This window comes from Streptomyces sp. NPDC007983 (genome assembly GCF_042958345.1).
GTDB lineage: Bacteria > Actinomycetota > Actinomycetes > Streptomycetales > Streptomycetaceae > Streptomyces.
The window spans coordinates 35,889-61,391 of record NZ_JBIBJI010000015.1; the positions used below are offsets into that span (position 1 = coordinate 35,889).

The 25,503-nt window shown below is 71.9% G+C and carries 29 protein-coding genes; 17 read left to right on the forward strand and 12 right to left on the reverse strand.

The annotated features are described in order from the left end of the window. Positions 1-2 precede the first annotated feature (2 nt). The 5 genes from ACFZCY_RS33600 to ACFZCY_RS33620 are packed head-to-tail and all read right to left on the reverse strand — an operon-like array spanning position 3 to position 2,029. Positions 3-347 carry a sodium:proton antiporter gene (locus tag ACFZCY_RS33600; protein WP_055556990.1) on the reverse strand — a complete coding sequence of 115 codons (345 nt, stop codon included), beginning with the start codon at positions 345-347 and terminating at the stop codon, positions 3-5. After that, positions 344-1,105: an MnhB domain-containing protein gene (locus ACFZCY_RS33605; protein WP_391181859.1), complete on the reverse strand. Its 762-nt coding sequence runs from the start codon at positions 1,103-1,105 to the stop codon at positions 344-346. Before ACFZCY_RS33605 ends, ACFZCY_RS33600 begins: the two co-directional genes overlap by 4 nt. Continuing rightward, on the reverse strand, positions 1,102-1,386 hold the full coding sequence (locus ACFZCY_RS33610) for a hydrogenase subunit MbhD domain-containing protein (RefSeq protein WP_391181862.1): 285 nt from the start codon (positions 1,384-1,386) through the stop codon (positions 1,102-1,104). Before ACFZCY_RS33610 ends, ACFZCY_RS33605 begins: the two co-directional genes overlap by 4 nt. Further along, positions 1,383-1,868: a monovalent cation/H+ antiporter complex subunit F gene (locus ACFZCY_RS33615; RefSeq protein WP_391181864.1), complete on the reverse strand. Its 486-nt coding sequence runs from the start codon at positions 1,866-1,868 to the stop codon at positions 1,383-1,385. Before ACFZCY_RS33615 ends, ACFZCY_RS33610 begins: the two co-directional genes overlap by 4 nt. Then, positions 1,865-2,029, reverse strand: a complete 165-nt coding sequence (locus ACFZCY_RS33620) for a hypothetical protein (RefSeq protein WP_167542470.1) — start codon at positions 2,027-2,029, stop codon at positions 1,865-1,867. Before ACFZCY_RS33620 ends, ACFZCY_RS33615 begins: the two co-directional genes overlap by 4 nt. Before the next feature lie 127 nt (positions 2,030-2,156). Between ACFZCY_RS33620 and fxsA the strand changes: the two genes are divergently transcribed. Further along, positions 2,157-2,789 carry an FxsA family membrane protein gene (fxsA, locus tag ACFZCY_RS33625; protein ID WP_391181868.1) on the forward strand — a complete coding sequence of 211 codons (633 nt, stop codon included), beginning with the start codon at positions 2,157-2,159 and terminating at the stop codon, positions 2,787-2,789. 72 nt (positions 2,790-2,861) lie between these two features. Here the strand turns inward: fxsA and ACFZCY_RS33630 are convergent, their stop codons facing one another. Beyond that, complete coding sequence (locus ACFZCY_RS33630) at positions 2,862-3,239, reverse strand: RNA polymerase-binding protein RbpA (protein ID WP_055556980.1); 378 nt, start codon at positions 3,237-3,239, stop codon at positions 2,862-2,864. 257 nt (positions 3,240-3,496) lie between these two features. Further along, positions 3,497-4,228, reverse strand: coding sequence for a YitT family protein (locus ACFZCY_RS33635; RefSeq protein ID WP_391181871.1), 732 nt, complete (start codon positions 4,226-4,228; stop codon positions 3,497-3,499). 98 nt (positions 4,229-4,326) lie between these two features. On the opposite strand from ACFZCY_RS33635, the gene ACFZCY_RS33640 reads away from it, so the two are divergent. Continuing rightward, positions 4,327-5,874, forward strand: a complete 1,548-nt coding sequence (locus ACFZCY_RS33640; RefSeq protein ID WP_391181874.1) for an aminotransferase class I/II-fold pyridoxal phosphate-dependent enzyme — start codon at positions 4,327-4,329, stop codon at positions 5,872-5,874. Between the two features lie 47 nt (positions 5,875-5,921). On the opposite strand, the gene ACFZCY_RS33645 is transcribed toward ACFZCY_RS33640, so the two are convergent. Next, a complete protein-coding gene (locus tag ACFZCY_RS33645) occupies positions 5,922-7,523 on the reverse strand; it encodes a hypothetical protein (protein WP_391181877.1) in 1,602 nt (533 codons plus the stop codon). A 1-nt stretch (position 7,524) separates the two neighbouring features. Then, positions 7,525-7,719: a hypothetical protein gene (locus ACFZCY_RS33650; RefSeq protein ID WP_039936790.1), complete on the reverse strand. Its 195-nt coding sequence runs from the start codon at positions 7,717-7,719 to the stop codon at positions 7,525-7,527. A 211-nt stretch (positions 7,720-7,930) separates the two neighbouring features. On the opposite strand from ACFZCY_RS33650, the gene ACFZCY_RS33655 reads away from it, so the two are divergent. The 4 genes from ACFZCY_RS33655 to ACFZCY_RS33670 all read left to right on the forward strand — a co-directional run bounded on the left by ACFZCY_RS33655 (position 7,931) and on the right by ACFZCY_RS33670 (position 11,068). Then, on the forward strand, positions 7,931-8,350 hold the full coding sequence (locus ACFZCY_RS33655) for an ankyrin repeat domain-containing protein (protein ID WP_361475527.1): 420 nt from the start codon (positions 7,931-7,933) through the stop codon (positions 8,348-8,350). A gap of 205 nt (positions 8,351-8,555) precedes the next feature. Next, positions 8,556-9,401, forward strand: coding sequence for a family 16 glycosylhydrolase (locus ACFZCY_RS33660; RefSeq protein WP_391181880.1), 846 nt, complete (start codon positions 8,556-8,558; stop codon positions 9,399-9,401). A gap of 37 nt (positions 9,402-9,438) precedes the next feature. Next, positions 9,439-10,722 carry an amidase family protein gene (locus ACFZCY_RS33665; RefSeq protein WP_391181883.1) on the forward strand — a complete coding sequence of 428 codons (1,284 nt, stop codon included), beginning with the start codon at positions 9,439-9,441 and terminating at the stop codon, positions 10,720-10,722. A gap of 37 nt (positions 10,723-10,759) precedes the next feature. Then, positions 10,760-11,068, forward strand: coding sequence for a hypothetical protein (locus ACFZCY_RS33670; RefSeq protein ID WP_361475533.1), 309 nt, complete (start codon positions 10,760-10,762; stop codon positions 11,066-11,068). A gap of 27 nt (positions 11,069-11,095) precedes the next feature. Here ACFZCY_RS33670 and ACFZCY_RS33675 read toward each other — a convergent pair whose 3' ends face one another. Beyond that, positions 11,096-12,265, reverse strand: coding sequence for an ROK family protein (locus ACFZCY_RS33675; RefSeq protein WP_391181886.1), 1,170 nt, complete (start codon positions 12,263-12,265; stop codon positions 11,096-11,098). Positions 12,266-12,439: 174 nt separating this feature from the next. On the opposite strand from ACFZCY_RS33675, the gene ACFZCY_RS33680 reads away from it, so the two are divergent. From ACFZCY_RS33680 to ACFZCY_RS33710, 7 genes are all read left to right on the forward strand, one after another. After that, the gene (locus tag ACFZCY_RS33680; protein WP_391181888.1) at positions 12,440-13,336 is read left to right on the forward strand and encodes an ABC transporter permease subunit; all 897 of its coding nucleotides are present in this window, start codon (positions 12,440-12,442) and stop codon (positions 13,334-13,336) included. An 11-nt stretch (positions 13,337-13,347) separates the two neighbouring features. Next, positions 13,348-14,295, forward strand: coding sequence for an ABC transporter permease subunit (locus ACFZCY_RS33685; protein ID WP_391181891.1), 948 nt, complete (start codon positions 13,348-13,350; stop codon positions 14,293-14,295). Between the two features lie 9 nt (positions 14,296-14,304). Next, on the forward strand, positions 14,305-15,684 hold the full coding sequence (locus ACFZCY_RS33690) for an extracellular solute-binding protein (protein ID WP_391181893.1): 1,380 nt from the start codon (positions 14,305-14,307) through the stop codon (positions 15,682-15,684). Positions 15,685-15,698: 14 nt separating this feature from the next. Continuing rightward, complete coding sequence (locus ACFZCY_RS33695) at positions 15,699-16,895, forward strand: Gfo/Idh/MocA family oxidoreductase (RefSeq protein WP_391181896.1); 1,197 nt, start codon at positions 15,699-15,701, stop codon at positions 16,893-16,895. Positions 16,896-16,969: 74 nt separating this feature from the next. Further along, positions 16,970-17,425 carry a peroxiredoxin gene (locus ACFZCY_RS33700; RefSeq protein ID WP_361476857.1) on the forward strand — a complete coding sequence of 152 codons (456 nt, stop codon included), beginning with the start codon at positions 16,970-16,972 and terminating at the stop codon, positions 17,423-17,425. Positions 17,426-17,580: 155 nt separating this feature from the next. After that, positions 17,581-18,630: a GDSL-type esterase/lipase family protein gene (locus ACFZCY_RS33705; RefSeq protein ID WP_391181898.1), complete on the forward strand. Its 1,050-nt coding sequence runs from the start codon at positions 17,581-17,583 to the stop codon at positions 18,628-18,630. After that, entirely contained in the window at positions 18,627-20,549 is a 1,923-nt protein-coding gene (locus ACFZCY_RS33710; RefSeq protein ID WP_391181900.1) for a DUF2264 domain-containing protein, read from the forward strand. The genes ACFZCY_RS33705 and ACFZCY_RS33710 overlap by 4 nt, the downstream gene beginning before the upstream one ends. Here the strand turns inward: ACFZCY_RS33710 and ACFZCY_RS33715 are convergent. Continuing rightward, entirely contained in the window at positions 20,536-21,327 is a 792-nt protein-coding gene (locus ACFZCY_RS33715) for a maleylpyruvate isomerase N-terminal domain-containing protein (RefSeq protein WP_391181902.1), read from the reverse strand. The two genes, ACFZCY_RS33710 and ACFZCY_RS33715, sit on opposite strands and share 14 nt — an antisense overlap. 46 nt (positions 21,328-21,373) lie before the next feature. Beyond that, a complete protein-coding gene (locus tag ACFZCY_RS33720) occupies positions 21,374-22,222 on the reverse strand; it encodes an IclR family transcriptional regulator C-terminal domain-containing protein (protein WP_391181905.1) in 849 nt (282 codons plus the stop codon). A 217-nt stretch (positions 22,223-22,439) separates the two neighbouring features. Here ACFZCY_RS33720 and ACFZCY_RS33725 point away from each other — a divergent pair, with 217 nt between their 5' ends. From ACFZCY_RS33725 to ACFZCY_RS33740, 4 genes are read left to right on the forward strand one after another with little or no spacing between them, the layout of a single operon-like run. Continuing rightward, positions 22,440-23,288, forward strand: coding sequence for a transporter substrate-binding domain-containing protein (locus tag ACFZCY_RS33725; protein ID WP_391181908.1), 849 nt, complete (start codon positions 22,440-22,442; stop codon positions 23,286-23,288). A gap of 49 nt (positions 23,289-23,337) precedes the next feature. Continuing rightward, the gene (locus ACFZCY_RS33730) at positions 23,338-24,078 is read left to right on the forward strand and encodes an amino acid ABC transporter permease (protein WP_361476845.1); all 741 of its coding nucleotides are present in this window, start codon (positions 23,338-23,340) and stop codon (positions 24,076-24,078) included. After that, the gene (locus tag ACFZCY_RS33735) at positions 24,078-24,728 is read left to right on the forward strand and encodes an ABC transporter permease subunit (RefSeq protein WP_391181910.1); all 651 of its coding nucleotides are present in this window, start codon (positions 24,078-24,080) and stop codon (positions 24,726-24,728) included. Before ACFZCY_RS33730 ends, ACFZCY_RS33735 begins: the two co-directional genes overlap by 1 nt. Continuing rightward, positions 24,728-25,498: an ATP-binding cassette domain-containing protein gene (locus tag ACFZCY_RS33740; RefSeq protein WP_391181913.1), complete on the forward strand. Its 771-nt coding sequence runs from the start codon at positions 24,728-24,730 to the stop codon at positions 25,496-25,498. The genes ACFZCY_RS33735 and ACFZCY_RS33740 overlap by 1 nt, the downstream gene beginning before the upstream one ends. The last annotated feature ends 5 nt before the right edge of the window (positions 25,499-25,503 follow it).

Here is a 25,503-nt window from a genome sequence, read left to right on the forward strand (position 1 = left end):
GGTCAGCCCTTCAGCTCGGACAGCGCGTCCGGGTCGACCGTGCCGTGCCGTTTGCGGAGCTGGACGACGAGGGCGAGCAGCAGCGCGGTCACCGTCGCGCCCACCACGATGTCGGTGAGGGCGAGCGCCTGGACCACCGGGTCGACCACGCGGCTGTCGGTGGGCGCGTCGGAGAACACCGGGGCGGTGCCTCCGCGGCGGTAGCCGACGCCGAGCAGCAGCACGTACGTGGAGGACTGGGCGACGGCCAGGCACCCCACGGCGTGGATCAGGTTCCGGCTGGTCACCAGCCCGTACACCCCGATCAGGAAGATCCATCCGGCGATCAGGTACGGCAGGACCGTCACACCCGCTCCTTTCCGTCGTTTCCGCTGTCGTTGGCGTTCTCGATCTCCACCGCCTGGTCCAGGAACTGGGCCAGCAGGACGACGATCCCGCTGGTGACCTCGATGCCGACGGCCGCGTTCAGCAGGATGACGGTGCCGCCGGAGGACAGGGTGGCGAAGGTGCCCAGGGGGAGGACGTTGGCGAGGAACGCCGACCCGGCGAGGACCGCCCCGAGCCCGGTGACCACGTAGGCCGCCTCGCCGACGGCGTCCCCGATCTCGTACAGGGGGACCGGCCGCACGCGCTCCAGCGCCCGGTAGTCGGCGGCGATGTAGAGGAGGTGCAGCGCGGTCGCCGTGACCACCCCGCCCTGGAAGCCGCCGCCCGGGCTGACCTGGCCGTGCGCGATCACATAGAGGCCGACGAGCATCGCGAGCGGCAGCATCGGCAGCGCGAACCGGCGCACCCGGGGACGCACCACGGCGGGCGCGGGCCGCCTCCGCTCCTCGTCGGCTGTCTGGCGCAGCAGTACGACGGCGCCGAGCACCGCGGCGAACAGGATGGTCTCCTCGCCGAGCGTGTCGAAGGCGCGCAGGTCGAAGTTGACGGACGCGATCACGTTGGCCGTGTGGTGGCCGAGGGCGGCGCGTACGGCCCGTTCCCCGTACGGATGGTGGGCGGCGCCGAACGGCGGCAGGGAGAAGCAGGCGGTGGCGAACAGCGCCGCGAAGACGGCCGCTCCCGCCAGGAAGAGCCACAGCCGGCCGCGGGCGCTCATCGCCCGCGCTCGCGCGACTGATCCGGCTCGCCCGGCTCGTCCCCGGGGCGGCGGCGCACCCTCCGTACGGTCAGCAGGATCATCAGCGGGGTCACCGCGGAGCCGACCGCGAGCTGGGACAGTGCGACGTCCGGGGCCTGGAGGAAGGTGAACAGCAGGGCCAGTGCCAGCCCGAGGAACGAGAGCACGAGCGCCTGCCGCACCGGGTCGCGGTTGAGGACGGCGGCGGTGGCGGCGCCCGCGACCAGCAGCAGCGCGACGACGATCAGGGCATCGGTCATGCCGTACGGCCCCCGTTCGCCGTGCCTTCGTCCGCCGCGCTTCCGTTCGCCGCGGCCCCGTTCGGGCGGCTGCCGCCCGCGCTGGTCACCACGCTGCCCGCGATCAGCAGCGCCCCGATCAGCAGCAGCTTGCCCATGGCCCGGCCGGGCCCGGTCGCGACGCACAGCGGCAGTACGATCGCCGGAACCCCGAGCAGGGCCGTCCAGCGGACCAGCCGGGAGTCGGGCAGGACGCCGAGGAAGCGGGCGTAGATCAGCGTGCCGACGGGCCCGAGCACGGACAGCACCAGCGCCACGTCCACGTACGCGGGGCGGCCGAAGCCCTGCGCGGCGGGGAGCAGCGCCAGGCCGCCGAGCAGCGAGCTGAGGTTCTGGGCGATCAGCCGGTCCTCCGGCGTCCCGTGGGAGACCCGCCACAGCACCGGTCCGAGGGCGAGCAGCGGCACCAGCGCCACCAGCAGCCAGCCGTCGGCCGCGCTCACCGTCCGGTCACCACCCGGCGCGCGGCGCGGGCGACGAGGGCGGTGGGCAGCGCGGCGGCCGCGCCGACCATGACCTCCAGGGAGTCGACGGTGCTGATGAGCACCAGCCAGACCCCGGTCAGCACCAGCCACCACGCGAGCACTTCGAGCACACCGGACATTCCGCCACCTCCGCGGCGGCGGGTACCCGGACCGCCGCCGCCGATTCCCTGTGGATTCACGCCCGGGGCCTTCCGGATCCACGACCCGGAGTCCGTACAGCGCTCGGGCCCGGGCACACTTGGAGGCATGATGACCGGCGCATCTCCGCAGAGCGACCCGACCCGCCCGAAGCGCACCCGCGCCCGCACGTTCGTACCGCTGGGCGTCGCCGCCTGGCTGGTGCTGGAGATCTGGCTGCTGACCCTGGTCGCTGAGGCGGCCGGCGGGCTCACCGTCTTCCTGCTGCTGATCGCGGGCGCGGTCGGCGGCGCGGCCGTCGTCAAGCGGGCGGGGCGGCGGGCCTGGCAGAACCTGGCCCGGACCATGCAGCCGGGCGCCGAGCCCGCCGAGCCCGCCGAGCAGCCGGGGCGTACCGGCAACTCCTTCACCATGCTCGGCGGGCTGCTGCTGATGATCCCGGGGCTGGTCTCCGACGTGGCCGCGCTGCTGTGCCTCTTCCCGCCGACGGCGGCGCTGCTGCGGCGGCGTGCCGAGAGCGCGCTGTCGCGCCGTATGGGCTACACGCCGGGCTCCCTGGGCGGCCCGTTCCGGCAGGCCGGGCAGGGCCGGTGGCCGGGGCCGGGCGGCGGCTCGCGGGACGGCCAGGTCATCCAGGGCGAGGTGGTCCACGATGACGTGCCGCGCGATGACGTGAGGCGCGACGACGCGGCGCGCGGCGACGCGGGCCGACCCGAAATCGTCCGGGACGACAAGGACTGAGCGCGCGCACAAGGGCCGGGGCCACCGCGTAAGCGTGGCCCCGGCCCTTGTGCGTCAGTACTGCCGTGAAGGTCAGGCAGACTTACGGCTGGTGTCGCGCGGATGCACGGCGATGTTCATGGCTCCCGACCGCAGGATCGCCAGCCGCTCGGCCAGCACCTCCTCCAGTTCTTCACGGGTCCGCCGCTCCATGAGCATGTCCCAGTGCGTGCGCGCGGGCTTGCCCTTCTTCTCCTCCGGACCCTCGCCGTCCACAAGGAGTGCCATGGCGCCGCACGCCTTGCACTCCCACTCCGACGGAATCTCCGCCTCTACCGAGAACGGCATCTCGAATCGATGTCCGTTCTGGCATGCGTACTCCACCGCCTGGCGCGGGGCCAGATCGATGCCGCGGTCGGTCTCGTAGCTGGTCACCACAAGTCGCGTGCCGCGAAGAGCTCGCTCACTCATGAATCGTGCCTCCCGGGCTTTCTCGCCCACAGGACAGGTGTCGCTGTCGTCGTCATCCGGTCAACGTCCGGTCGGCGGTGAAGATTCCCGTACTGGGACATGCGTCGCCCGTCGTGCCGCCCCGTTGTTGTACCCACAGGCGCCCGGTTTGTCACATCTGGCAGCAGATGTCACCCAGCGTTTCTCATGCTTTAGCGCGCAGTAACGGTCCGCCTGGTGGGCCAAGGGCGTACACTACCGCTCCACGTGCGCCAGGGCTAAATCAGGTCACGGACCGGACCGCGTGGACCGCCCTGCGCCACCACCGATGAACCCTCCGTCGTCACGCCGGGAGTGCCATCGGCCGTCTCGCCGGTGGCTGAGGGTATCGCGAACAGGCCCAGGAAGTACTGCGAAAGCGGCCCGATGGCCAGCGCGTACAGCACGGTGCCCACTCCGACCGAACCGCCCAGCGCGAACCCCGTGGCCAGCACCGCCAGCTCGATCCCGGTCCGCACCAGCCGGACCGACCGGCCGGTGCGCTGATGCAGCCCCGTCATCAGGCCGTCCCGCGGCCCCGGCCCGAACCGCGCCGAGATGTACAGCCCGGTGGCCGCGCCGCCCAGCACGATCGAGACCACCAGCAGCGGAATGCGCAGCGCCAGCGCGTCCGGCTGCGGTACGAGCCACAGAGTGGCGTCCACCGTGACCCCGATCACCATCACGTTCGACACCGTGCCGAGCCCCGGCCGCTGGCGCAGCGGAATCCACAGCAGGAGCACCACGGCCCCGACGATGACCGTCACCGTGCCGAACGACAGCGGCGTGCGCTTGACGATCCCCTGGTGGAACACGTCCCACGGGTCGAGCCCGAGTGCGGCGCGCAGCTGGAGCCCCATGCCCACGCCGTACAGCACGAGCCCTCCGTAGAGCTGGACGAGGCGACGGGCGAGGCGGGAGCCCCCCGAGGGTTCCTTGGGCAACGCGTTCTCCTGGTGGTGAGTGGCCATTTCCGCCCGGGCTGGTGCCGTTGACCGGTGACATGTCACTCTGATGCCTGAAAGCAGTCCAGTTCCATGGCCAATCCGGGAAAGGTGGACCGCATCCGATGAGTCCGTGGACCTCCGCGGTGGGAGCACCTCAACTGGCCCGCCTGCTCGGCTCCCAGCACACCCGCGACGCGACGGCCGCGAGCCCGGCCGACGGTCCGGCCGCGAGCCCGGTCGCCGTACTGAACGGCAACCGCCGCGTCCCCGCCTACCGCGCGCTCGCCGACGGCGTACGGCTGCTCCTGCTGGAGGGCCGGGTCCCGGTCGCGGCCCGCCTCCCCGCCGAGCGCGAACTCGCCGCGGCGCTCACCGTCAGCCGCACCACCGTCGCCGCCGCCTACGAGGCGCTGCGCGGCGAGGGGTTCCTGGAGTCGCGGCGCGGCGCGGGCAGCTGGACCGCCATGCCCGCCGGAAGCCCGCTGCCCACCCGCGGGCTCGACCCGCTGCCCCCCGAGGCGGCCGCCTCCGTCATCGACCTCGGCTGCGCCGCGCTCCCCGCCCCCGAGCCCTGGCTGACCCGCGCGACCCGCGGCGCCCTGGAGGAGCTGCCGCCGTACGCCCACACCCACGGCGACTACCCCGCGGGCCTGCCCGCCCTGCGCCAGGCCCTCGCCGACCGCTACACCGCCCGCGGCGTACCGACCATGCCCGAACAGATCATGGTCACCACCGGTGCCATGGGCGCCGTCGCCGCCACCTGCCGCCTCATGACCCGCCCCGGTGAGCGCGTCGCCGTCGATTCGCCCAGCTACGCCAATGTGCTCCAGCTGATGCGGGAAGCGGGCGCCCGGCTGGTGCCCGTCGCGATGGCCGACCACCTCGCGGGCTGGGACATCCCCGCCTGGCGCCAGGTCCTCGCCGCCGCCGCGCCCCGCATGGCCTACGTCGTCGCCGACTTCCACAACCCCACCGGTGCGCTCGCCACCGAGGAGCAGCGCCGCAGCCTCGTCGACGCCGCCCGCGCCGCCGGTACGGTCCTGATCGCCGACGAGACCATGGCCGAGCTGCGGTTGGACGACGACGTCGAGCTGCCCCGCCCGGTCTCCGCCTTCGACCCGGCGGGCAGCACCGTCGTCACCGTCGGCTCCGCGAGCAAGACCTTCTGGGCCGGGCTGCGCATCGGCTGGGTCCGCGCCGCGCCCGACGTGATCCGCAGCCTCGTCGCCGCCCGCGCCTACGCCGACCTGGGCACCCCGGTCATCGAACAGCTCGCCGTCGCCTGGCTGTTGAACACCGGCGGCTGGGAGGAGGCCATCGAGATCCGCCGCGCCCTCGCCCGCGACAACCGGGACGCCCTCGTGGCCGCCGTACGGCGGCACCTCCCCGACTGGGAGTTCACCGTCCCGCACGGCGGCCTCACCCTCTGGGCCCGCACCGGCGGCCTGTCCGGCTCCCGCATCGCGGAAGCGGGCGCCCGCCTCGGCGTCCGCGTCCCCTCGGGCCCGCGCTTCGGCGTGGACGGCGCCTTCGAGGGCTACGTCCGGCTTCCGTTCACGGTGGCGGGCGCGGTGGCCGACAAGGCCGCCGAGCGCCTGGCGGCCGCCGCGGACCTGGTGGCGACGGGTGCCACGGCGGAGGCGGAGGCCCCCCGTACGTGGGTGGCCTGACACAGGCCCCGCACCTGGCCTGACACCGAACGCCGCCCCGGCCGGGGTCACCCCTTCGTGGCCACCACCCGCTCGCCCCGGGAGCCCGGCTCCGGCTCCGGCAGCAGCCGCAGCACCGCCCGCCGCTGCCCCTCGCTCGTCGCGTCGTCGTGCGGATCGGGCGTGGCCGGTACCTGGAGCCGGTGCACCGGGCCCGCGCCCAGCCGGGCGTACCCCCGGCCCGCCGGTACCTCCGGCGCCGGGGTGGTGGGCGGCGGGGCGCCCAGCACGGCGGTGGTCTGCTCGAGTGAGGCCGGTCCGAGGATCACCCGGGCGCGGGTGTGGAGCCGTACGGCCTCGCTCAGGCCCTCCGCCGCGTCGAGCTGATCGGCCACCACGACCCGTACGTTCGCCGCCCGTCCGTGCCGCAACGGCACCTGCAGCAGCTCCTGCGGGTCGGTGCGGCCGTCCGCCGCCGCCACATGGCTGAGCGCCGACGGCCGGTCCACGACGATCCACAGCGGGCGCTGGATGTCCTCCGGCGGCGGGTGGCCGAACTGGCGGGCGCGGTTGGCGGCGAGCAGCCGCCGCTCGGTCTCGTGTCCGGCCCACTCCAGCGTCGCCAGTACCCCGGCGAGGCCGCATTCGACGGCCAGCACTCCGGCCCGGCCGCCGAGGCACGCGTACTCGCCTGTCCCGCTGCCGTCCACCACCAGCACATCGCCGTGCGGCAGCGCCTGCAGCAGGATGGAGCGGAGCAGGGTGGTGGTGCCGCTGCCGGGGCGGCCGAGCGCCAGCAGATGCGGTTCGGTGGAGCGCGGCCCGGTGCGCCAGACGACGGGCGGCACGTCCCGGGTCGTCGCCGCGCCGGCCCTCTCGCCCGCATCGGTATCCGCATCCGTCTCGTCGTCGAGGCCCTCCAGCACCGGCAGGGTCCGCCGTACGGATGACGCGTCCGTGAAGCCGAGTACCGTCTCGCCCGGGGCGGTCACGAAGCGCTGGGCGCAGATCGCGGTGGACAGGGCGGGCAGCACCGCCAGGGTGAGCCGGTTCGCCTCCTCGTCCCAGGTGAACAGGTACTCCCGGTCGCGCCCGGACTTCGCGTACAGCAGCTGTTCGACGCGGGTCCGGGACTCGGGCTCGCCGTCCGTGAAGTACGCGGGGTACCGCAGCAGCAGCCGCGTCAGCCGCCCGTCCGCATCGACGTCGTACGACTCGAAGGGGCGCGACCACTCCCCGCCGTGGCGGTACAGCGGGTCCGGGTCCTCGGCGGCGGCGAAGTACGGCACCAGCGCCTCGTAGATCAGGCGCAGCCGCTCGGTCCCGTCCGCGCCGGGCCCGGGGGAGGCGGGGGCGCGCACCCGCCCGGCCCAGCCCGCGGCGCCGACCAGGCCGATGGCCGAGGCCAGCGGCCCGTACGGCAGCAGGAAGACGACGAACACGCAGGCGGCCGCGACGAAGAACGCGGGCCCCCGCTGTTCGCCCGGAAGCTCCGTCCATCGGCGCCGCCCACCGGCGGCCAGGACCCGCAGCCCGCGGGAGAGGGCGAGCAGCGGGTGGAGCACGTCGGCGGCGCTGTCGGCCGCGGTGCGGGCGAACTCACGGCCGCGGCGGAACGGGGCGCGCCCGGCGCCGCCGATGCGGAGCCGGGGGAGCGGTGGCAGGCCCACGTCAGATCTTGATCCCGCCCAGCAGACTGGCGAGGCTCGCGCCACCGGCCTTGATGCTCGGGGCGATGGCGGTGCTCGCGAGGTAGAAGCCGAAGAGGGCGCAGACGACGCCGTGGGATGCCTTGAGGCCGTCTTTGCGGAAGAAGATGAAAACGACGATGCCGAGCAGGACGACACCGGAAATGGACAGGATCATCTCGGTCTCCTGGCTGGTGGGGGACTCTCACCATGAGTCATTCCAGGGTCACAGCATGTATCCATCCGGAGAAAGGTGCAAATGGGGAGATTGGCGACGCAGGCGCCACAATGGTCACGTGCCGGTGATCACATGCACAGGTTGGGCGTGCGCGGGTAGCGGCATGCACAGGCAGTGAACGCACAGCTAGCGAAGCCGGAGGCGATACGCGATGAGCGCACCGAACCCCGAGAGCGAGCCCGCTCACGACCCGGAGGTGCTGCAACTGGCGGCCAAGGTCTTCGACCTGGCCCGGCACGGTGACACGGACACGCTCGCCGCCTACGTGGACGCGGGCGTTCCGGCCAACCTCACCAATGACAAGGGCGATTCGCTGCTCATGCTGGCCGCTTACCACGGCCACGCCGCGGCCGTGTCCGCCCTGCTGGAGCGCGGCGCCGACCCCAACCGCGTCAGCGACCGGGGGCAGACCCCCATCGCCGGGGCGGCGTTCAAGGGCGAGGAGGAGGTGCTGCGGGTCCTGCTGGCCGCCGGTGCCGACCCGCGTGCGGGCTCGCCCTCGGCGGTCGATACGGCGCGCATGTTCGGACGGGACGATCTGCTGGCGCTGTTCGGGCCCGCCGGCTCGTAGCGCCGGACCGCGCCGGACCGCCCCGGCCCGCCGGACCCCTGGGTCGATCCCTCCCGCCGGACCCGATTCCCCGGGCGGCGGGAGGGATTGGTCCAGACCTATTGACATGAACGGCGCAGCGCTGGAGATTGTGCGCGCACCTTCCCTCCCGGACCGGCCCGCGCGCCGATGTCCGGGACCCCCCACACAGGAAGGCAACCGCGCCATGCGAAGGACGCTGCGCACCACCCTGGTCGGCCTGCTCTCGGCGACCGCGCTCGCCGCCACCCCCTGGTTCACCGCCCCGGCCGCCGCCGGGCCGCGCACCCCCACCGCCGCCTTCACCGACAACTTCGACGGCCCGGCGGGCGGCGCGGTCGACGCCTCCCGATGGGGTTATGAGACCGGCGACAACGTCAGCAACCACGAGCGGCAGTACTACACGGACGGCACGAAGAACGCCGCGCTGGACGGCCAGGGCAACCTCGTCATCACCGCCCGCAAGGAGAACCCCGCCAACTACTCCTGCTGGTACGGCCGCTGCGAGTACACCTCCGCCCGGCTGTCCACCGCCCGCACCTTCACCACCGCCTACGGCCATGTCGAATCCCGCATGAAACTGCCGCGCGGCCAGGGCATGTGGCCCGCCTTCTGGATGCTCGGCAACGACATCGGCAGCGCGGGCTGGCCCAACTGCGGTGAGATCGACGTCATGGAGAACGTCGGCTACGAGCCCGGCACCGTCCACGGCACCATCCACGGCCCCGGCTACTCCGGCTCGGGCGGCATCGGCGCCGGGTACACCCTCCCGGGCGGGGCCAAGTTCGCCGACGCGTTCCACACCTTCGCCGTCGACTGGTCGCCCAACAAGATCACTTGGTCGGTGGACGGCAACGTCTACCAGACCCGCACCCCCGCCGACCTGGGCGGCAACCGATGGGCCTTCGACCACCGCTTCTACCTCATCCTCAACCTCGCGGTCGGCGGCTACTGGCCCGGCGACCCGGACGGCAGCACCACCTTCCCGCAGCAACTGGTGGTCGACTACGTGAAGGTGACCGGCGGCAACTGACGCGTCTTCCTCCGGCACGCCCGTAACCTTGGCGTCCATGGAGACCGCGCCGCCCATGGACCTCTGTGACCGGATCGAGGCCGCCGACCACCGCCTACACGCCTTCGTCCCCGAGCCCGGCCGTCGGACACGGCTGCGGCGCGAGGCGCGGGCGGCGGCCGAGCGGTGGCCCGATCCCGCCGGCCGGCCGCCGCTGTACGGGGTGCCGGTGGGCGTCAAGGACATCGTGCACGTCGACGGGCTGCCCACGCGGGCCGGTTCGGCCGTCCCCGCCGAGGCGCTGGCCGGTCCGCAGGCGTCGCTGATCGACCGGCTGCTGGCGGCGGGGGCGCTGGTGGCGGGCAAGACCGTCACCGCCGAGTTCGCCGTCACCGCGCCCGGCCCGACCCGTAATCCGCACGATGTGGGCCACACCCCCGGCGGCTCCAGCAGCGGTTCGGCGGCGGCCGTCGCCGCGGGCATGGTGCCGCTGGCCATCGGCACCCAGACGATCGGCTCGATGATCCGCCCGGCCGCGTACTGCGGGGTCGTCGGCTTCAAGCCGACCCACGGCCGCATCCCGGCCGACGGCGTCATCCCCAACGCGCCGACCTTCGACACGGTGGGCGTCTTCGCCCCGGACACGGCCGGGCTGAGCCCGGCGGTGGGCGAGCTGTGCGACGACTGGCGGCAGGAACCGGACGGCGGGGGCCCGGTCGGCGGTGGCCCGGTGGAGGGGCGGCGGCCGGTGCTCGCCGTGCCGACCGGCCCGTACCTCGACCGGGCGGAGGCGGAGGCGGCGGACGCCTTCGAGGAACAGGCACGGCGGCTGGCCGACTCCGGATTCCCGGTCCGCCGGGTCCCCCTCCCGGCCGACTTCGACGCCCTCGTCGCCCGGCAGGAGGTGATCAACCGCTACGAGGTCGCCCGCACCCACGCCGAATGGTTCCCGCGCTACGCCGAGCTGTACCGGGAGCAGACCGCCACGAAGATCCGGCAGGGGCAGCGGATCGACCATGAGGAGTACGCGTCGGCGCTGCGCGACCGCGACCGGTTCCGGGACCGGCTGACGGCGGTGATGGACGAGGAGGGCATCGACCTGTGGATCACCCCGGCGGCCACCGGCCCGGCGCCGCGCGGCCTTGACAGCACCGGTGACTCGATCATGTGCCTGCCCTGGAGCGTCGCGGGAGTGCCGGTCCTCGGCCTGCCCGCCGGCCGGGCCGCCAACTCCCTTCCGCTGGGCCTGCAGTGCGTGGCCCGGGCGGGGGCGGACGAGCGGCTGCTGGAGTGGGGCCCCGGAATCGAGTTGGTCCTCGGCGGACCTTCCGCACCCGTATGATCGGTATCCAGTCCTATGGGGTGGAGTTGGGGGCGCGATGTCTGCCACGTGGTGGCTCATGCAGGGAGAGGACACGGTCGGCGAGTTACGGCAGTACGGGGTCGATCAGCCGGTCTTCCTGTGCCACTTCACGCCCGGACCCGCCTGGGAGAACGCCCGGGACAAGTTCGAATCATGGTCGGCGCTGCGCGGCCCGGACCCGGACGGAAGCCGCACCGCCCAGGTCATCAGGTCCATCATGGACCTCGAACTGCGGCTGGTCCCCGCGGACGGCAGCCCCTCGATGGCGCTGTTCACGGAGTGCATCCTGCGGATCGACGGTCACACGGCCCGGCTGCGCTACTGAAGCCCCGCGGCCGGGCCCAGGCATCGGCTAGCCGTCCGTCTTGCCGAGGACGAGCACCTGGATGGCCAGCACGGCGGCTCCCCGCGCCCAGTCGTTGAAGTCGGAGACCTTGGTCTCCAGATCGACCGGATCCGCCAGCGGATGACGATGGGCGGCGATGGTCCGCTGAATGGTCTCGCCCGCCACATCGACCAGGCCGACCCCCTCCCCGGCGAGCAGGATCTTCTGCGGCATCGCGAAGTTGGCGATCTGCGCCACCAGGATGCCGAGCCCCCGCGCCGCCTCGTCGATCACCCGGCCGGTGACCGGGTCGCCGGATGAGGCCAGGGCGAGAATGCCGGGATAGTCGATCTCGCGGCCCAGCGCGGCCTGCACCTGGTAGCGGATGCTGGGGATGGACAGCAGGGCGACCGCGCTGCCGCGCTCCCCGTCCGGGGTGAGGGGGCCGTTCGGATCGATGATCCAGCGCTTGCCGAGGCCGTGGCCGTCCTCCGACCCGCGGACCAGGGTGCCGCCGATGACCAGACCGTATCCGATGCCCGCGCCGATCGTGAGCACGACGAAGCGGTCCAGCCCGCGCCCCGCGCCGAACCAGGTCTCGGCCTCGGTGAGGGCCGCCACGTCGTTCTCCACCACCACCGGCAGCCCGGTGCGCCGCTCCAGGAACTCGGCGAACGGGACGTCGTCCCAGTCCAGGAAGGCGGAGTCGACGACGGTGGACCGGCCCCGGACATGGCCGCCCACGCCGACGCCGATCCCGGCCAGCCGGGGGAAGTCGCGGCTGAAGTCCTGGACGAGCGCCTGGAGGAGATCCGCGACCTCCTCGGGGTCATGGGTGCCCAGCGGACGGGTCCGCTGGGCCACGACCTCGCTCTTGAGCGTGGTGACCACGCCGTAGACCGCGTCACCGGTGATCTTGAACCCGGCGAAGTAACGCGACTCGGCCACGATGTCCAGGGGCTGGGAGGGCCGCCCCTGCCCGCTGGGCCGGACCGGGCGGGACGAGGGCGGCCATGCCTCCTCGACCAGCAGCCCGGACTCGATCAGCGGTTTGGTCAGCCGGGTGAGGCTGCCCGCCGACAGATCCAGCCGTCTGGCGATCTCACCGCGGGAGAGCGGTCCGTGCATCAGCACTTCGATCGCCACCGCCCGCTCGGCGGGACTCAGCGGTGCCCAACTGTCCGCCGGCGCACTCATCGAGCCGTTTTTATCCACACCCCGGAGCCTATATATCTTTCCTGACGAAAACAATGGCGGGGTTGTGGGCTGTGGACAACCGGATCTCGGCGACTTATGCACAGGTCTTGACAGCTCTATTTTTTCGTCACGAAACTAAACGGCCATGGACCACGTCATGGACAAGGGAGTCTTATGGCCATCGCCTCGCCCCGTCGCGAGGGCGCCCGCGGCGACGGGCTGCTCGCGGCGGCGTTCATCGCCCCCGCCCTGTTCGGATTCCTCGTCTTCCTCCTCTGGCCGACCCTGCGCGGCATCTATCTGAGCTTCACCCGCTTCAACCTGCTGACCCCGCCGGAGTGGGTGGGCCTGGACAACTACGTGCGCATGGTCAACGACCCCATCTTCTGGGACTCGTTGCGCGTCACCGTCATCTACGTGGTCATGAACATCGGGGTGCAGACGGTCGTCGCCCTGCTCATCGCCGTCCTGATGCAGCGGCTGACCCAGTCGGCCCTGGTGCGCGGCATCGTGCTCACCCCGTATCTGGTCTCGAACGTCGTCACCGGCATCGTCTTCCTGTGGATGCTCGACACCCAGCTCGGCATCGGCAACCAGATCCTCGGCGCCCTCGGCGCCGGCCACATCGCCTTCTTCGGCAGCCAGGAGTGGGCGATCCCCACCATCGCGCTCGTCAACGTCTGGCGGCACGTGGGCTACACGGCCCTGCTGCTCTTCGCCGGGCTCCAGGCGATCCCCAAGGACATGTACGAGGCGGGCCGGATCGACGGGGCGGGGGAGTGGCGGATGTTCTGGCGGATCTCCCTGCCACTGCTGCGCCCGATCCTGGCGCTCGTGCTCATCATGACCGTCATCGGGTCGTTCCAGGTGTTCGACACGGTCGCGGTCACCACCGCCGGCGGCCCGGCCAACGCCACCAACGTGCTGCAGTACTACATCTACGGCGCCGCGTTCGGACGCTTCCAGTTCGGCTACGCCTCCGCGATGTCCGTCGCGCTGCTGATCGTCCTCAGCGTGATCACCATCGTCCAGTACCGGCTCACCAAGGCCGGCCAGACCGACCTCGGTTAGGGAGGCCCGTCATGGCATTGGCGACATCCACGAAACTCGGTGCCCCCAGCCCGGCCACCACCCGGCCCGTGCTCCGGGTGCGGCGCAGGCCCTCGCCCGGCCGCATCATCGCCTGGGTCCTCATGGGCGGGATCACGGTGGTGACGCTCTTCCCCTTCTACTGGATCCTGCGGACCGCGCTGTCCTCCAACGCCGCGCTCGCCGCCCACCCCTCCTCCCTGCTGCCGGTCGACATCAACCTGGGCGGCTTCGCCCGGGTCTTCGGCCTCCAGAGCACCAAGGACGCCCTCGCCCAGGGCGGCTCGGGCGGCAGCCTCGACTTCTGGCGCTACCTGCTCAACTCGGTGTTCGTCTCGACCCTGGTCACCGGCTGCCAGGTCCTCTTCTCCGCCATGGCCGCCTACGCCTTCGCCCGCCTGCGATGGCGCGGCCGGGACACCGTGTTCGGGCTGGTGCTCGCCGGGCTCATGGTGCCCGCCGTCTTCACCCTGCTGCCGAACTTCGTCCTCATCAAGCAGCTCGGCCTGGTCGACAGCCTGCTGGGCATCGCGCTGCCCACGATGTTCATGACACCGTTCGCCGTCTTCTTCCTCCGTCAGTTCTTCATGAACATCCCCGCGGAGATCGAGGAGGCCGCGCTGCTGGACGGGGCGGGGAAGGTGCGGGTCTTCTTCCGGGTCATCCTGCCCATGGCGGGCGCGCCCATCGCCACCCTCGGCGTCCTCACCTACATGACGTCCTGGAACGACTACTTCTGGCCGCTCATGGTGTCGTACAGCGACAGCTCCCGGGTGCTCACCGTCGCGCTGAGCATCTTCCGTGCCCAGTCGCCGCAGACCGGGATGGACTGGGCCGGGCTGATGTCGGCGACGCTGGTCGCCGCGCTTCCGATGCTCCTGCTTTTCGCCGCCTTCGCCCGGCGCATCGTCAACTCCGTCGGCTTCACCGGAATCAAGTAGGAGGCAGCGATGGCAACGGCACGAAAACTCCGCGCCCTCCGCGGCGCGGTCGCGCTCGGCGGAGCCGCCGCGCTCACCCTGTCGGCGGGCTGCGCACCACAGGGCTCCACGTCGGTCTCCGCGCAGCGGACCGTCAGCTACTGGCTCTGGGACGCCAACCAGCTGCCCGCCTACCAGGGCTGCGCCAGGGACTTCGAGAAGAAGAACCCCGGGCTCAACGTCAAGATCACCCAGGTGGGCTGGGACGACTACTGGACCAAGCTCACGGCCGCGTTCATCGCGGACACCGCGCCCGACGTCTTCACCGACCACGTCTCCAAGTTCGCCCAGTTGGCCGACCTCGGCGTGCTCGCCCCGCTCGACGAACTGCCCGCCACCAAGGGCATCAAGAACGCCGACTACCAGCCCGGTCTCGGCGCCTCGTGGATCGGCCAGGACGGCCACCGCTACGGCGCCCCGAAGGACTGGGACACCGTCGCCCTCTTCTACAACAAGAAGATGACCAAGGCCGCCGGGGTGTCCGCCGAGGATCTCAACTCGCTCGCCTGGAATCCCAAGGACGGCGGCACCTTCGAGAAGACCATCGCCCATCTCACCGTCGACCGGAACGGCATCCGGGGCGACGAGCCGGGGTTCGACAAGCACCACGTACGCACCTACGGCCTCGCCACCAATGACGCGGGCCATGCCGACGGCCAGACCCAGTGGAGCCCCTTCACCGGCTCGGCCGGCTGGCACTACACCAACAAGCGGCAGTGGGGCGATCACTACAACTACGACCAGCCCGTCTTCAAGAACGCCATCCGCTGGTACTTCGGGCTCGCGAAGAAGGGATACCTCGCACCGTTCACGGACTTCTCCGAGTCCAACGGTCCCGAGGTGCAGCTGGGTTCGGGCAGGGCCGCCATCGCGATGCACGGCTCCTGGATGATCTCCACATTCGCCGGGCTGAAGGGCATCGACGTCGGCACCGCCCTGACCCCTGTCGGTCCGTCCGGCCACCGCGCCACCATGATGAACGGCCTCGCCGACTCCATCAGCAAACACGCGAAGAACAAGGAGGGTGCCGAGAAGTGGGTGGCCTATCTCGCCTCGAGCGCGTGTCAGAAGACGGTCGGTGAGCACCGCATCGTCTTCCCCGCGACCAAGGCGGGCACGGCGGCGGCCGTCGCCGCGTACAAGAAGGAAGGCATCGACACCACCGCCTTCACCAAGCCGGTCGCCGACCGCACCACCTTCCCCTTCCCCGTCACCGACTACGCCGCCGACATCGACGCCCTGATGAGCCCGGCGATGCAGGACATCTACGCCAACGGGGTGTCCGTCTCCGGCGTGCTCGACCGCACCAACGAGCAGATCAACTTCCTCTTCGACCAGGACCACTCCTGATGAAAGGGCACTCCATGCCGTTCACCCTTGGCATCGTCGGCGCCGGGCAGTTCGCCGGCCAGTTCGCCAAGCTCTTCCAGGCCCACCCGGGCGTCGGGGACGTCACCGTCACCGATCTGCTGCCCGAGCGCGCGGACCGGCTGGTCTCCCAGTACGGGCTGGCCGGGACCCACCCCACGTTCGAGGCCATGCTGGAATCCGACGTGGACGCCGTCGCGCTGTTCACCCAGCGCTGGACCCACGGTCCCCTCGTCGTCCGGGCCCTGCGCGCCGGGAAGCACGTCTACTCCGCCGTGCCGATGGCCGTCAGCGAGGAGGAGATCGCCGCCATCGTCGAGGCCGTCAAGGAGACCGGGCTGACGTACATGATGGGCGAGACCAGCCAGTACAACCCGGCCACCGTCTACGCCCGGCAGAAGATCACCGAGGGCGGCTTCGGGCGGCTCTTCTACGCCGAGGGCGACTACGTCCACGACATGGATCTCGGCTTCTACGAGGCGTACCAGTACAGCGGCGGCGAGCACTGGAAGTCCACCGCGAGCTATCCGCCGCTGCTCTACCCCACCCACTCGGTCGGCGGGGTGCTGGGCGCGTGGCAGACGCACGCGGTGAGCGTGTCCGCGATCGGCGTCCGGGACGAGCGGGGGGACGGCGTCTTCGACAAGGAGGTCAGCCAGTTCGACAACGACTTCTCCAACGCGACCGCGCTCTTCGAGGCCGCCGGGGGCGGGTCGTTCCGCATCAACGAGTTCCGGCGGGTGGGCTACCCCTCCCACATCCGCGAGTCGCGGTTCCGTTTCTTCGGCACCGAGGGCAGTCTCGAACAGCTCGCCACCGTCAGCTTCTGGCAGGACAAGAAGGGCGTGCAGGACGTCTCCGCGCACCTCCAGCCCGCGCCGACCCTGTCCGCCGACGATCCGTCGCTCGCCGAGGTCGCCCCCGCGCTGCGGGACGCCTTCACCTCCGGCAGCGCTCCCGTGCACGACCGGTCGCGGCTGCCGAAGGAGTTCGCCGAGCTGCCCAACGGGCACGAGGGCAGCCACCACTTCCTCGTCCACGACTTCGTCACCGCCGTCACCACCCGCACCCTGCCCACGGTCAACGCGTGGGTCGCGGCCCGCTACACCCTGCCGGGCATCGTCGCCCACCGCTCCGCGCTCCAGGGCGGCGCCCGCCTGGAGATACCGGACTTCGGGGACGCCCCGGCGTAACCGGCGCACGGTCAGCCGGACCGTCCGGGGGGACCGCCCACCCTCCGGCGGTCCGGCCGTATAGCTTGATCCTCATGGACATCGGTGATGTGGTCGAGGACTTCGAACTTCCGGACGAGAGCGGTACCACCCGCACCCTGAGCGGGCTGCTCGCCAACGGCCCGGTGGTGCTGTTCTTCTATCCGGCGGCCTTCACGCCCGGCTGCACGAAGCAGGCCTGCCACTTCCGCGACATCGCGGCGGAGTTCAGGGAGCTGGGGGCGGAACCGGTCGGCATCAGCGCCGACGCGGTCGAGAAGCAGGCGGAGTTCGCCCGCGCCTACTCCTTCGGCTATCCGCTGCTGTCGGATCCGGAGGGGACGGTACGGGAGCGGTTCGGGGTGAAGCGCGGTATCGCGGCCGTACCGACCAAGCGGGTCACCTTTGTGATCGACACCGACCGCCGGGTGCTGGAGGTCGTCAAGAGCGAGTTCCGGATGGGGGTGCACGCGGACCGGGCGCTCGACGCGCTCCGGCGCCGGGCCGCGTAGCGAGCCAGGCTCGAAAACACTTGCACGGACGGTGCGCCGCGCCGCCCGGCAAACCTTGGTGAGACCCCTAGCAAGCGCTTGCCGAGCGGCGTAGGGTCGGGCCGCCCGACCCTACGCCCCGCCCACGCCGCATGCGCCGAGCTGAGGAGCCCGACATGAGACGCGCCGGTACCGCACTACTGGCCGCCACCGCCTGCCTCGCCCTGCTGCCCGGCGCCCCGGCGTGGGCCGAGACCCCCGGACACCACCCCGGCCACGCCCTGCGGAACTGCACCGGCACCGCGCCCATCACCTGTCACTTCGACGTCGCCCCGGGGACGTACGACGTCACCGCCGTCCTCGGCGGCGCCGACCCCGGCAGCACCGCCGTGACCGCCGAGTCGCGGCGCACGCTGCTGCCCGCGACATCGACCGCCGCCCGGCAGCGGCTGACGAGGACCTTCACCGTCAACGTGCGTGAGCCGGAAGGAGAGCCGACCGGGCCGAGCGGATCCCCCGGGCTCGACCTCTCCTTCGGCGGCGACGCTCCCCGCCTCTCCGATCTGCGGGTCACCGCGAGCCGCCGGACGCAGCTCTTCCTCGCCGGGGACTCGACCGTCTGCGACCAGATCGCCGCCCCGTACACGGGCTGGGGGCAGCAGCTTCCGCAGTTCTTCCGCGGCGGTCTCTCGGTCGCCAACTACGCCGACTCCGGAGAGAGTTCCGGCTCCTTCCTCGCCGACCCCCGGCTCTTTGCCACCATGCGGCCACTGATCCGCAAGGGCGACACCGTCCTCATCCAGTTCGCCCACAACGACAAGCAGACGACCGCCGCCGACTACCGCACCCACCTCACCGCGCTGCTCGACGGGGTACGGGCACGCGGGGGCAAGCCCGTCCTCGTCACGCCCATCGTGCGCCGCTGGTTCAACGACGACGGCACCCTCGACAACGCCACCGCCCTGCACATCAACGGCCTCGGCGTGAACCTTCCCGCCGAGATGCGCGCCCTCGCCGCCGAGCGGCACGTCCCCCTCATCGACCTCACCGCCCTCACCCGGCAGCTGGTGGAACGGCTCGGCCCCGAGGACTCCAAGGCGCTGTACCTCACGGAGGAGGCCCGGGACAACACCCACACCTCCGCCCACGGCGCCACCGAGTTCGCCCGGCTCGTGCTCGGCGAGCTGCGCGCCCAGCGCCTCGTCCCCGGCGGGGTGATCCGGTGACGCACCCCCAGGGGACCCAGGTACCCCATCCCTTCCCGCTGCCCGCCGAGGACCGCGCCACCAGCCCGTACACCGGCTGGACCCGGGCCCACTGGGAGGCCGCCGCCGACGGGCTGCTCGCCGCCGTCGCCCCGTACGCCACTCCCGGCCGGGCCCTCTACCAGCTGCCGGGCCTCCGGCCGAGCTGGTCGGGCGCCCGCTCCGACGGGCTCGAAGGGTTCGCCCGCACCTTCCTGCTCGCCGCGTTCCGCGTCGCGGGGGCGCGCGGCGCCGACCCGCACGGCCTGCTGGAGCGGTACGCGGACGGGTTCGCCACCGGCACCCGGCGGCCCGGCGGCGACGGTCCCGAGGACTGGCCCCGGATCGCCGACCGCAGCCAGCCGCTGGTCGAATCCGCCTCGATCGCACTCGGGCTGCGGATCACCCGCCCCTGGCTGTGGGACCGGCTGGACGACGGCGTACGCCAGCGCGTCGGTGCCTGGCTCACGGACGCGCTCACCGCCACCCCCGTGCCCACCAACTGGGAACTGTTCCCCGTGGCCGTCGGCGGCTTCCTCGCCGAGGCGGACGTGGAACCGGAGGCCGCCCGCGCCGCCGTATCCCGGGGCCTCACGCGCATCGAGCCCTGGTACACCGGCGACGGCTGGTACAGCGACGGCGCGAACCGCGCCTTCGACTACTACAACGGCTGGGCCCTGCACCTCTATCCGGCCCTGGAGGCATGGCTGTCCGGCGACACCGAGCGGCTCGCCCGCTACGGGCAGCGGCTGGCCGCCCATCTCGCCGACTACGCCCACCTCTTCGGCGGCGACGGCGCCCCGCTCCACCAGGGCCGCTCGCTCATCTACCGGTTCGCGGCCGCCGCCCCGCTGTGGCTGGGCGCCCTCACCGGGCACACCCCGCTCACCCCCGGCACCACCCGCCGCCTCGCCTCCGGCTCGCTGCGCTACTTCCTCGACCGGGGCGCGGCCTCCGGCGGCGGACTGCTGTCACCGGGCTGGCACGGCCGGTACGAGGCTTTGGCCCAGCCCTACTCCGGCCCCGCGTCCCCCTACTGGGCCGCCAAGGGCTTCCTCGGGCTGCTGCTCCCCGAGGGCCACGAGGTGTGGACGGCGCGCGAGGAGCCGGGGCCCACCACCGAGGGCACCGACGTCATCCGCCCGGTGCCCGGACCGAACTGGCTGCTCCAGTCCACCGCCGCCGACGGCCTGGTACGCCTCCACAACCACGGCAGCGAACACCTGCCGCCGCCCGGCGACCCCGACCAGGACGACCCGTACTACGCCCGGCTCGCCTACTCCACGGCCACCGGCCCCGTCCCGTACGGCGCCGCGCCCGACAACCACTTCGGCCTGCTGAGCGGCGACCGGGCCTCCCTGCGGACCCGGCTGGAGCCCCTGGGCGCGGGCGACGGTTGGGCCGCCTCCCGCCATCGCGCCCGGGTGGTGGGGGAGGAGCGGCCGGACGAGGTCCGGATCACCGGTCTGGTGCTGGCCCACGGAGCGGCGGAGGTTCGCGTCCACCTGGTGGCGGGCGCGGCCCCGGGCCACGCCGTACGCCAGACCGGCTGGGCGGCCCCGGAGAGGGACCTGCGCTCCGAACTCCTGCCGCTGCACGGCCTGCTGACGGCCGACCCGCTGCCCGCCGCCACGGCCTTCACCGGCCAGGCCGTGGCCCCCGCCCTCACCGGCGAGACCACCGGCGGCGCGGCCGGTGATCTGTTCGTCTGCCTGGCCCGGCTGACGGCCGAACCGGACCCGCCCGCGCTGGGGACGCTGGCCCGCGTGGACGTGGCGCCCGCCGACGGCGGCTACGAGGTCCGGGTCGCCTGGTGGGACGGCGCCGCCTACCGCGCCCATCTGTCGGCGGAGGCGGTACGCGTCGATCCGTCGATCCCGGCGCCGGTCAGCCGAAGCTGACCCGCTCCAGCCAGAAGTCGAGCAGCTTCGCGTCGCCGAGGACCTCGACGGTCTCGCCGTGCGCGGGGCGCCGCTTGTAGACGAGCAGCAGCAGCTCGGTCAGCGGCCCCCGCACCGCGACGGCCGCCTTCTCGTGCGCCCGGCGCCAGGCGATGACCTCCCCGGTGAGGTCGACCACCCACTCCGCGTTCGCCTCCGGCCCGGTGTCGGTGGCGTGGAAGTGGAGGGTGCGGCCGGGGCCGAGCAGCTCGCGCATCCAGGGGTGGACCTCGAAGTGGAACGGCAGCGAGCCCAGCTCCATCCACTCGTCCAGGGCGTCGAGCGCCACCTCCTGCTGAAGCGTGAACTCCGCGCCGAGGGCGAGGATCGCGTCGGCCCGGTGCAGAGCCGTCTCATGGACGAACCGGCGCGCGAAGAACGCCGTGTTCCCCCCGGGCACCGGCGTCCACATCCGCGCGTCCGGCCCGGCCTCCCGCAGCGCCTCCGCCAGCTCCGCCGCGCCCTCGGTGAGCCACGGCCCGACCACGGCCGGGTCCTCGTCGGCATACGGGGACAGATCGCGGAAGTGGTCGTCGGGCAGCGCCTCGGTGGCCCGCGCCCGCACCATGTCCGCGGCCCAGCGCTGGCCGCCGCCGAGGTGCCGCAGCAGCTGGCCCACGTTCCAGCCGGGGCAGGACGGCACCGGCACCGTCAGATCCGCGCCCTCGATCCCGGAGGTCAGCAGCCCGGTCTGCGCGACGATCTCGGAACACAGACGGTCATAGCTCAGAAGAGTCATGACATCACGGTAGAGGTCACCACTGACAACGGCCCTCGACGAGCGGCTATGTGGCGGGAGCGGGCGGCAGCGTCCCGCCGAGGCGTTCGGACAGGGCCTTCACGGAGGCGAGGAGGCTCTCCCCGATCTCGGCGACGCGCTCCCGGGTGACGCGGGAGGCGGGCCCGGAGACGCTGATCGCGGTGGCGACCGCCCCGCTGTGGTCGAAGACCGGCGCCGCGACGCAGCGGATCTCCTCCTCGTTCTCCACGTCGTCGATCGCGTACCCCCGCTCCCGCACGGCGGCGAGTTCGGCGCGCAGCCGCTCGGCGGTGGTGATGGTGGACGGGGTGCGGGGCGGCATGCCCCGCGCGATCACCTGGTCCACCACGGCGTCCGAGGCGTAGGCGAGAAACGCCTTGCCGACGGCGGTGCAGTACGCGGGCTGACGGCTGCCGATGCGTGAATGCATGCGCACCGGCTGAGGACTTTCGACCTTGTCGATGTAAACGATCTCCGGTGGATCGAAGACGACCAAGTGGACCGTTTCCCCTATGCCTTCGACGAGTTCGTGCAAATGCGGGGCGGCGGTCTCCCGGAAGTCCAGCCGCTCCAAATAGACTTGGCCGAGGAAGGCGTTCTGAGGCCCCAGCCGGTAGCGCCCGCTTTCGGCGTCCTGGTCCACCAGGCGCACCTCCCGCAGCGGTGCCAGCAGCCGCAGGATGGTGCTCTTGCTCAAGGCCAGACCCTCGGCCAGATCGGTGAGCGTCAGGCCGCGCGGATGTCCGCGGTCCTCGGCCAGGAACATCACGATGGACAGCGCCCGGCGCAGCGAGGACGAGGTGTTGCGCCCAGGGCCGGGCCCGGCGGGCCGGTCGTCCTGGCCGCTGTGGGCGCTGCCCGGCCGAGAAGTCATGCCGGGAAGGTAGCCGACCTCGTGGATTTTGCATAGCAGCACCGAATGCCGGAATGTGAAATCAGCCATTGACGGCCTTGACCGGCTCGGCTAGCTTGTGCGCACCAATTACGGAATTCGATTCTGCAATGCAGAATCCCCCGGGCTCGACGGTCATCGACGATCGCGGCCTCGATGATCTCTCCCGCCTCTTCCCAACCCCGAAGGGAATCCCGCCATGGGACGACGACGCCCTCATGCCCGAAGACTGGCCGCGATCTCCGCGATCTCCGTGAGCGCGCTCGCCGCCACCTCCCTCCTCGCCGCCTGCTCCTCCAGCCAGAGCCCGGCCGCCCAGTCGCAGAACTCCACCCTGCAGAAGGTGACCCGCAGCGGCACCCTGCGGGTGGCCAGCTGTCTGACGTTCCCGCCCTTCGGATCGACGGACAAGGCCAACCGGCCCCAGGGCTTCGACGTCGATGTCGCCAAGGCCATGGCCAAGGCACTGGGCGTCAAGGCGAAGATCGTCGACACCACCTCCGCCAACCGCATCCCCAATCTGCGCACGCACAAGGTGGACGCCGTGATCTGCAACTTCACCACCACCGCCGAGCGCGCGAAGCAGGTCGCCTTCAGCGATCCGTACATCGTCGCCGGTGAGGTGCTGATGGTGAAGAAGTCCAGTCACATCGCGAGCCTGAAGGACCTCTCGGGCAAGAAGGTGGCGGTCACCAAGGGCTCCACCAACGGGGCCGCCGTGAAGGACGGCAACCCGAAGGCACAGATCCAGGAGTACGACACATCGGCCGCCGCCGTGCTCGCGGTCAAGCAGGGCCAGGCCGACGCCATGGTCGAGGACTCCAACTTCCTCAACTACCAGGCCAAGTCCGACCCCTCCCTCAAGGTCACCAAGGTCTCCGTCGTACCGCTGGAGTACAACGCGATCGGGGTGGGCCAGGGCGACCCCGACTGGTTGCAGTGGATCAACACCTGGCTGCGGGAGTTCAACACCTCCGGTCAGAACGCGGCGCTGTACAAGAAGTGGTTCGGCGTCAAGCCCGTATATCCCCTCAACCCGTCCTACTGAGCCCTGCCGGGCGGCGGCACCCCGGCCGCCGCCCCCGTGGAGGAACCCCATGTTCGCCGACTGGACCTACGCCCTCCAGGACTGGCCCACCTACCTCGCCGCGGCCTGGCTGACCCTGAAACTGTCCCTCGCCGCCTTCGTCCTCGCCTGCGCCCTCGGGCTGCTGGGCGCCTCCGCCCGCCGGTCGCGCCACGCCCTCGTCCGTGCCCCGGCCGCCGCGTACGTCGAGGTCATCCGCAACACCCCGGTGCTGCTCCAGATGTTCGTCGCCTACTTCGCCCTGCCCTCGGCCGGGCTGCGCCTCAGCCCCGTACAGGCGGGCATCGCGGCCCTCGGCCTCAACGTCGGCGCGTACCTCACCGAGATCTTCCGGGCCGGCATCCAGGCCGTCCCCGGCGGCCAGCGGGAGGCCTCCCGCGTGCTGGCCCTCAGCCCCTTCCGGACCCATCTGCACGTCGTGCTCCCGCAGGCGCTGCGCAACGTCTACCCGGCCGTGGTCAACCAGCTCGTCCAGATCATCCTGGGCTCGTCCCTGCTCTCGGCCATCTCCGTCCCCGAACTCACCGGGACCGCCATGGTGATCAACTCCCGCAATCTGCTCACCATCCAGGTCTTCGGCATCGCCGCCGTGCTCTACCTGGTGCTCACCAACGCGGTCGTGCTGGTGGCGGAGCTCATCGGCCGCGCGGCCTTCAAACCGCCACTGCGCCCGATCCGCACCCGTCAGTCGGTCCTGGCGGGGCTGCGCAGCGCGGCCCGCCGCCTCGTCCTGGTCCGCAAGGAGGCGTGATGGACTGGTCGGTCCTGTGGTCCAACAAGGACCTGTATGGCTCCGGGCTGTGGGCCACCGTCGAGCTGTCCGCCGCGGCCATCGCCGCGTGCACCCTGCTCGGCCTGCTCATCGCGGCCATCCGCACCAGCCGGATCCCCGTCCTGGCCCAGCTCGCCCGCTGCTACCTGGAGGTCTTCCGGGGCACCCCGCTGCTGGTCCAGATGCTCTTCATCTACTTCGGCGCCGCCTATCTCAACATCGGCGACATCTCCGTCTTCGGCGCCGCCCTCCTCGCGCTCACCCTCTTCCAGGGCGCCTACGTCGCGGAGATCTTCCGCTCCGGCATCGAGGCCGTACCGCGCGGCCAGTGGGAGGCGGCGCGGGTCCTGGGCCTGACCCGCGTCCAGACCTTCGGGTCGGTCGTCCTCCCGCAGACCCGGGCCATCGTGCTGCCCCCGCTGGTGGGCCAGTACCTCTCGCTCGTCAAGGACACCTCGATCGCCGTCGTCATCGGCTACGCGGAACTCCTCCGCGAGGGCCAGGCCATCGTCGACCGGGACGGCCACCCGGGCGTGACGTACCTGGCCATCGCCGTCCTGTACTTCGTCATCTGTTCCCCGCTGTCGGTCGTCGTCCGGCGCATGGAGAGAAAGGCCGTGACCGCCTGATGATCACCAAGTCCCCCATGGAGCGGACCCCCGCCACCACCGCCCAGGTCGCCCTGTCCGGCGTCCACAAGCGCTTCGGCGACCTGGAGGTCCTCAAGGGCGTCGACATCGAGGTCGGCGCCGGCGAGGTCGTGGTGCTCATCGGAGCCAGCGGCTCCGGCAAGAGCACCCTGCTGCGCATCATGTGCGACCTCGAACGCGCCGACAGCGGAGAGGTCTGGGTCAACGGAGTCCCGCTGCACGACCGCAGGCGCGCCCCCGAGATCTTCGGCCACGTCGGCATGGTCTTCCAGCAGTTCAACCTGTTCCCGCACCGCACCGCGCTGGGCAATGTGACCCTCGCGCTGCTCAAGGTACGGAAGACCGGCCGCAAGGAGGCCGAGGAGCGGGGCCGGGAGGTGCTGGCCCGGGTCGGGCTCGCCGACAAGGCGGACGCCTACCCGGCCCAGCTGTCCGGCGGCCAGCAGCAGCGCGTGGCCATCGCCCGCGCGCTCGCCATGGACCCCGCCGTCATGTTCTTCGACGAACCCACCTCCGCCCTCGACCCGGAGCTGGTCGGCGAGGTCACCGGCGTCATGCGGTCCCTGGCCGACGAGGGCATGACCATGGTGGTCGTCACCCACGAGATGCGGTTCGCCCGGGACACCGCCGACCATGTGGTCTTCATGGACGGCGGTGTCGTCCTCGAACAGGGCACGCCCGAGCGCGTCTTCGGCAACCCGGCCGAGGCCCGTACCCAGCAGTTCCTGCACCGGGTGCTGGAGACCTGACCCCG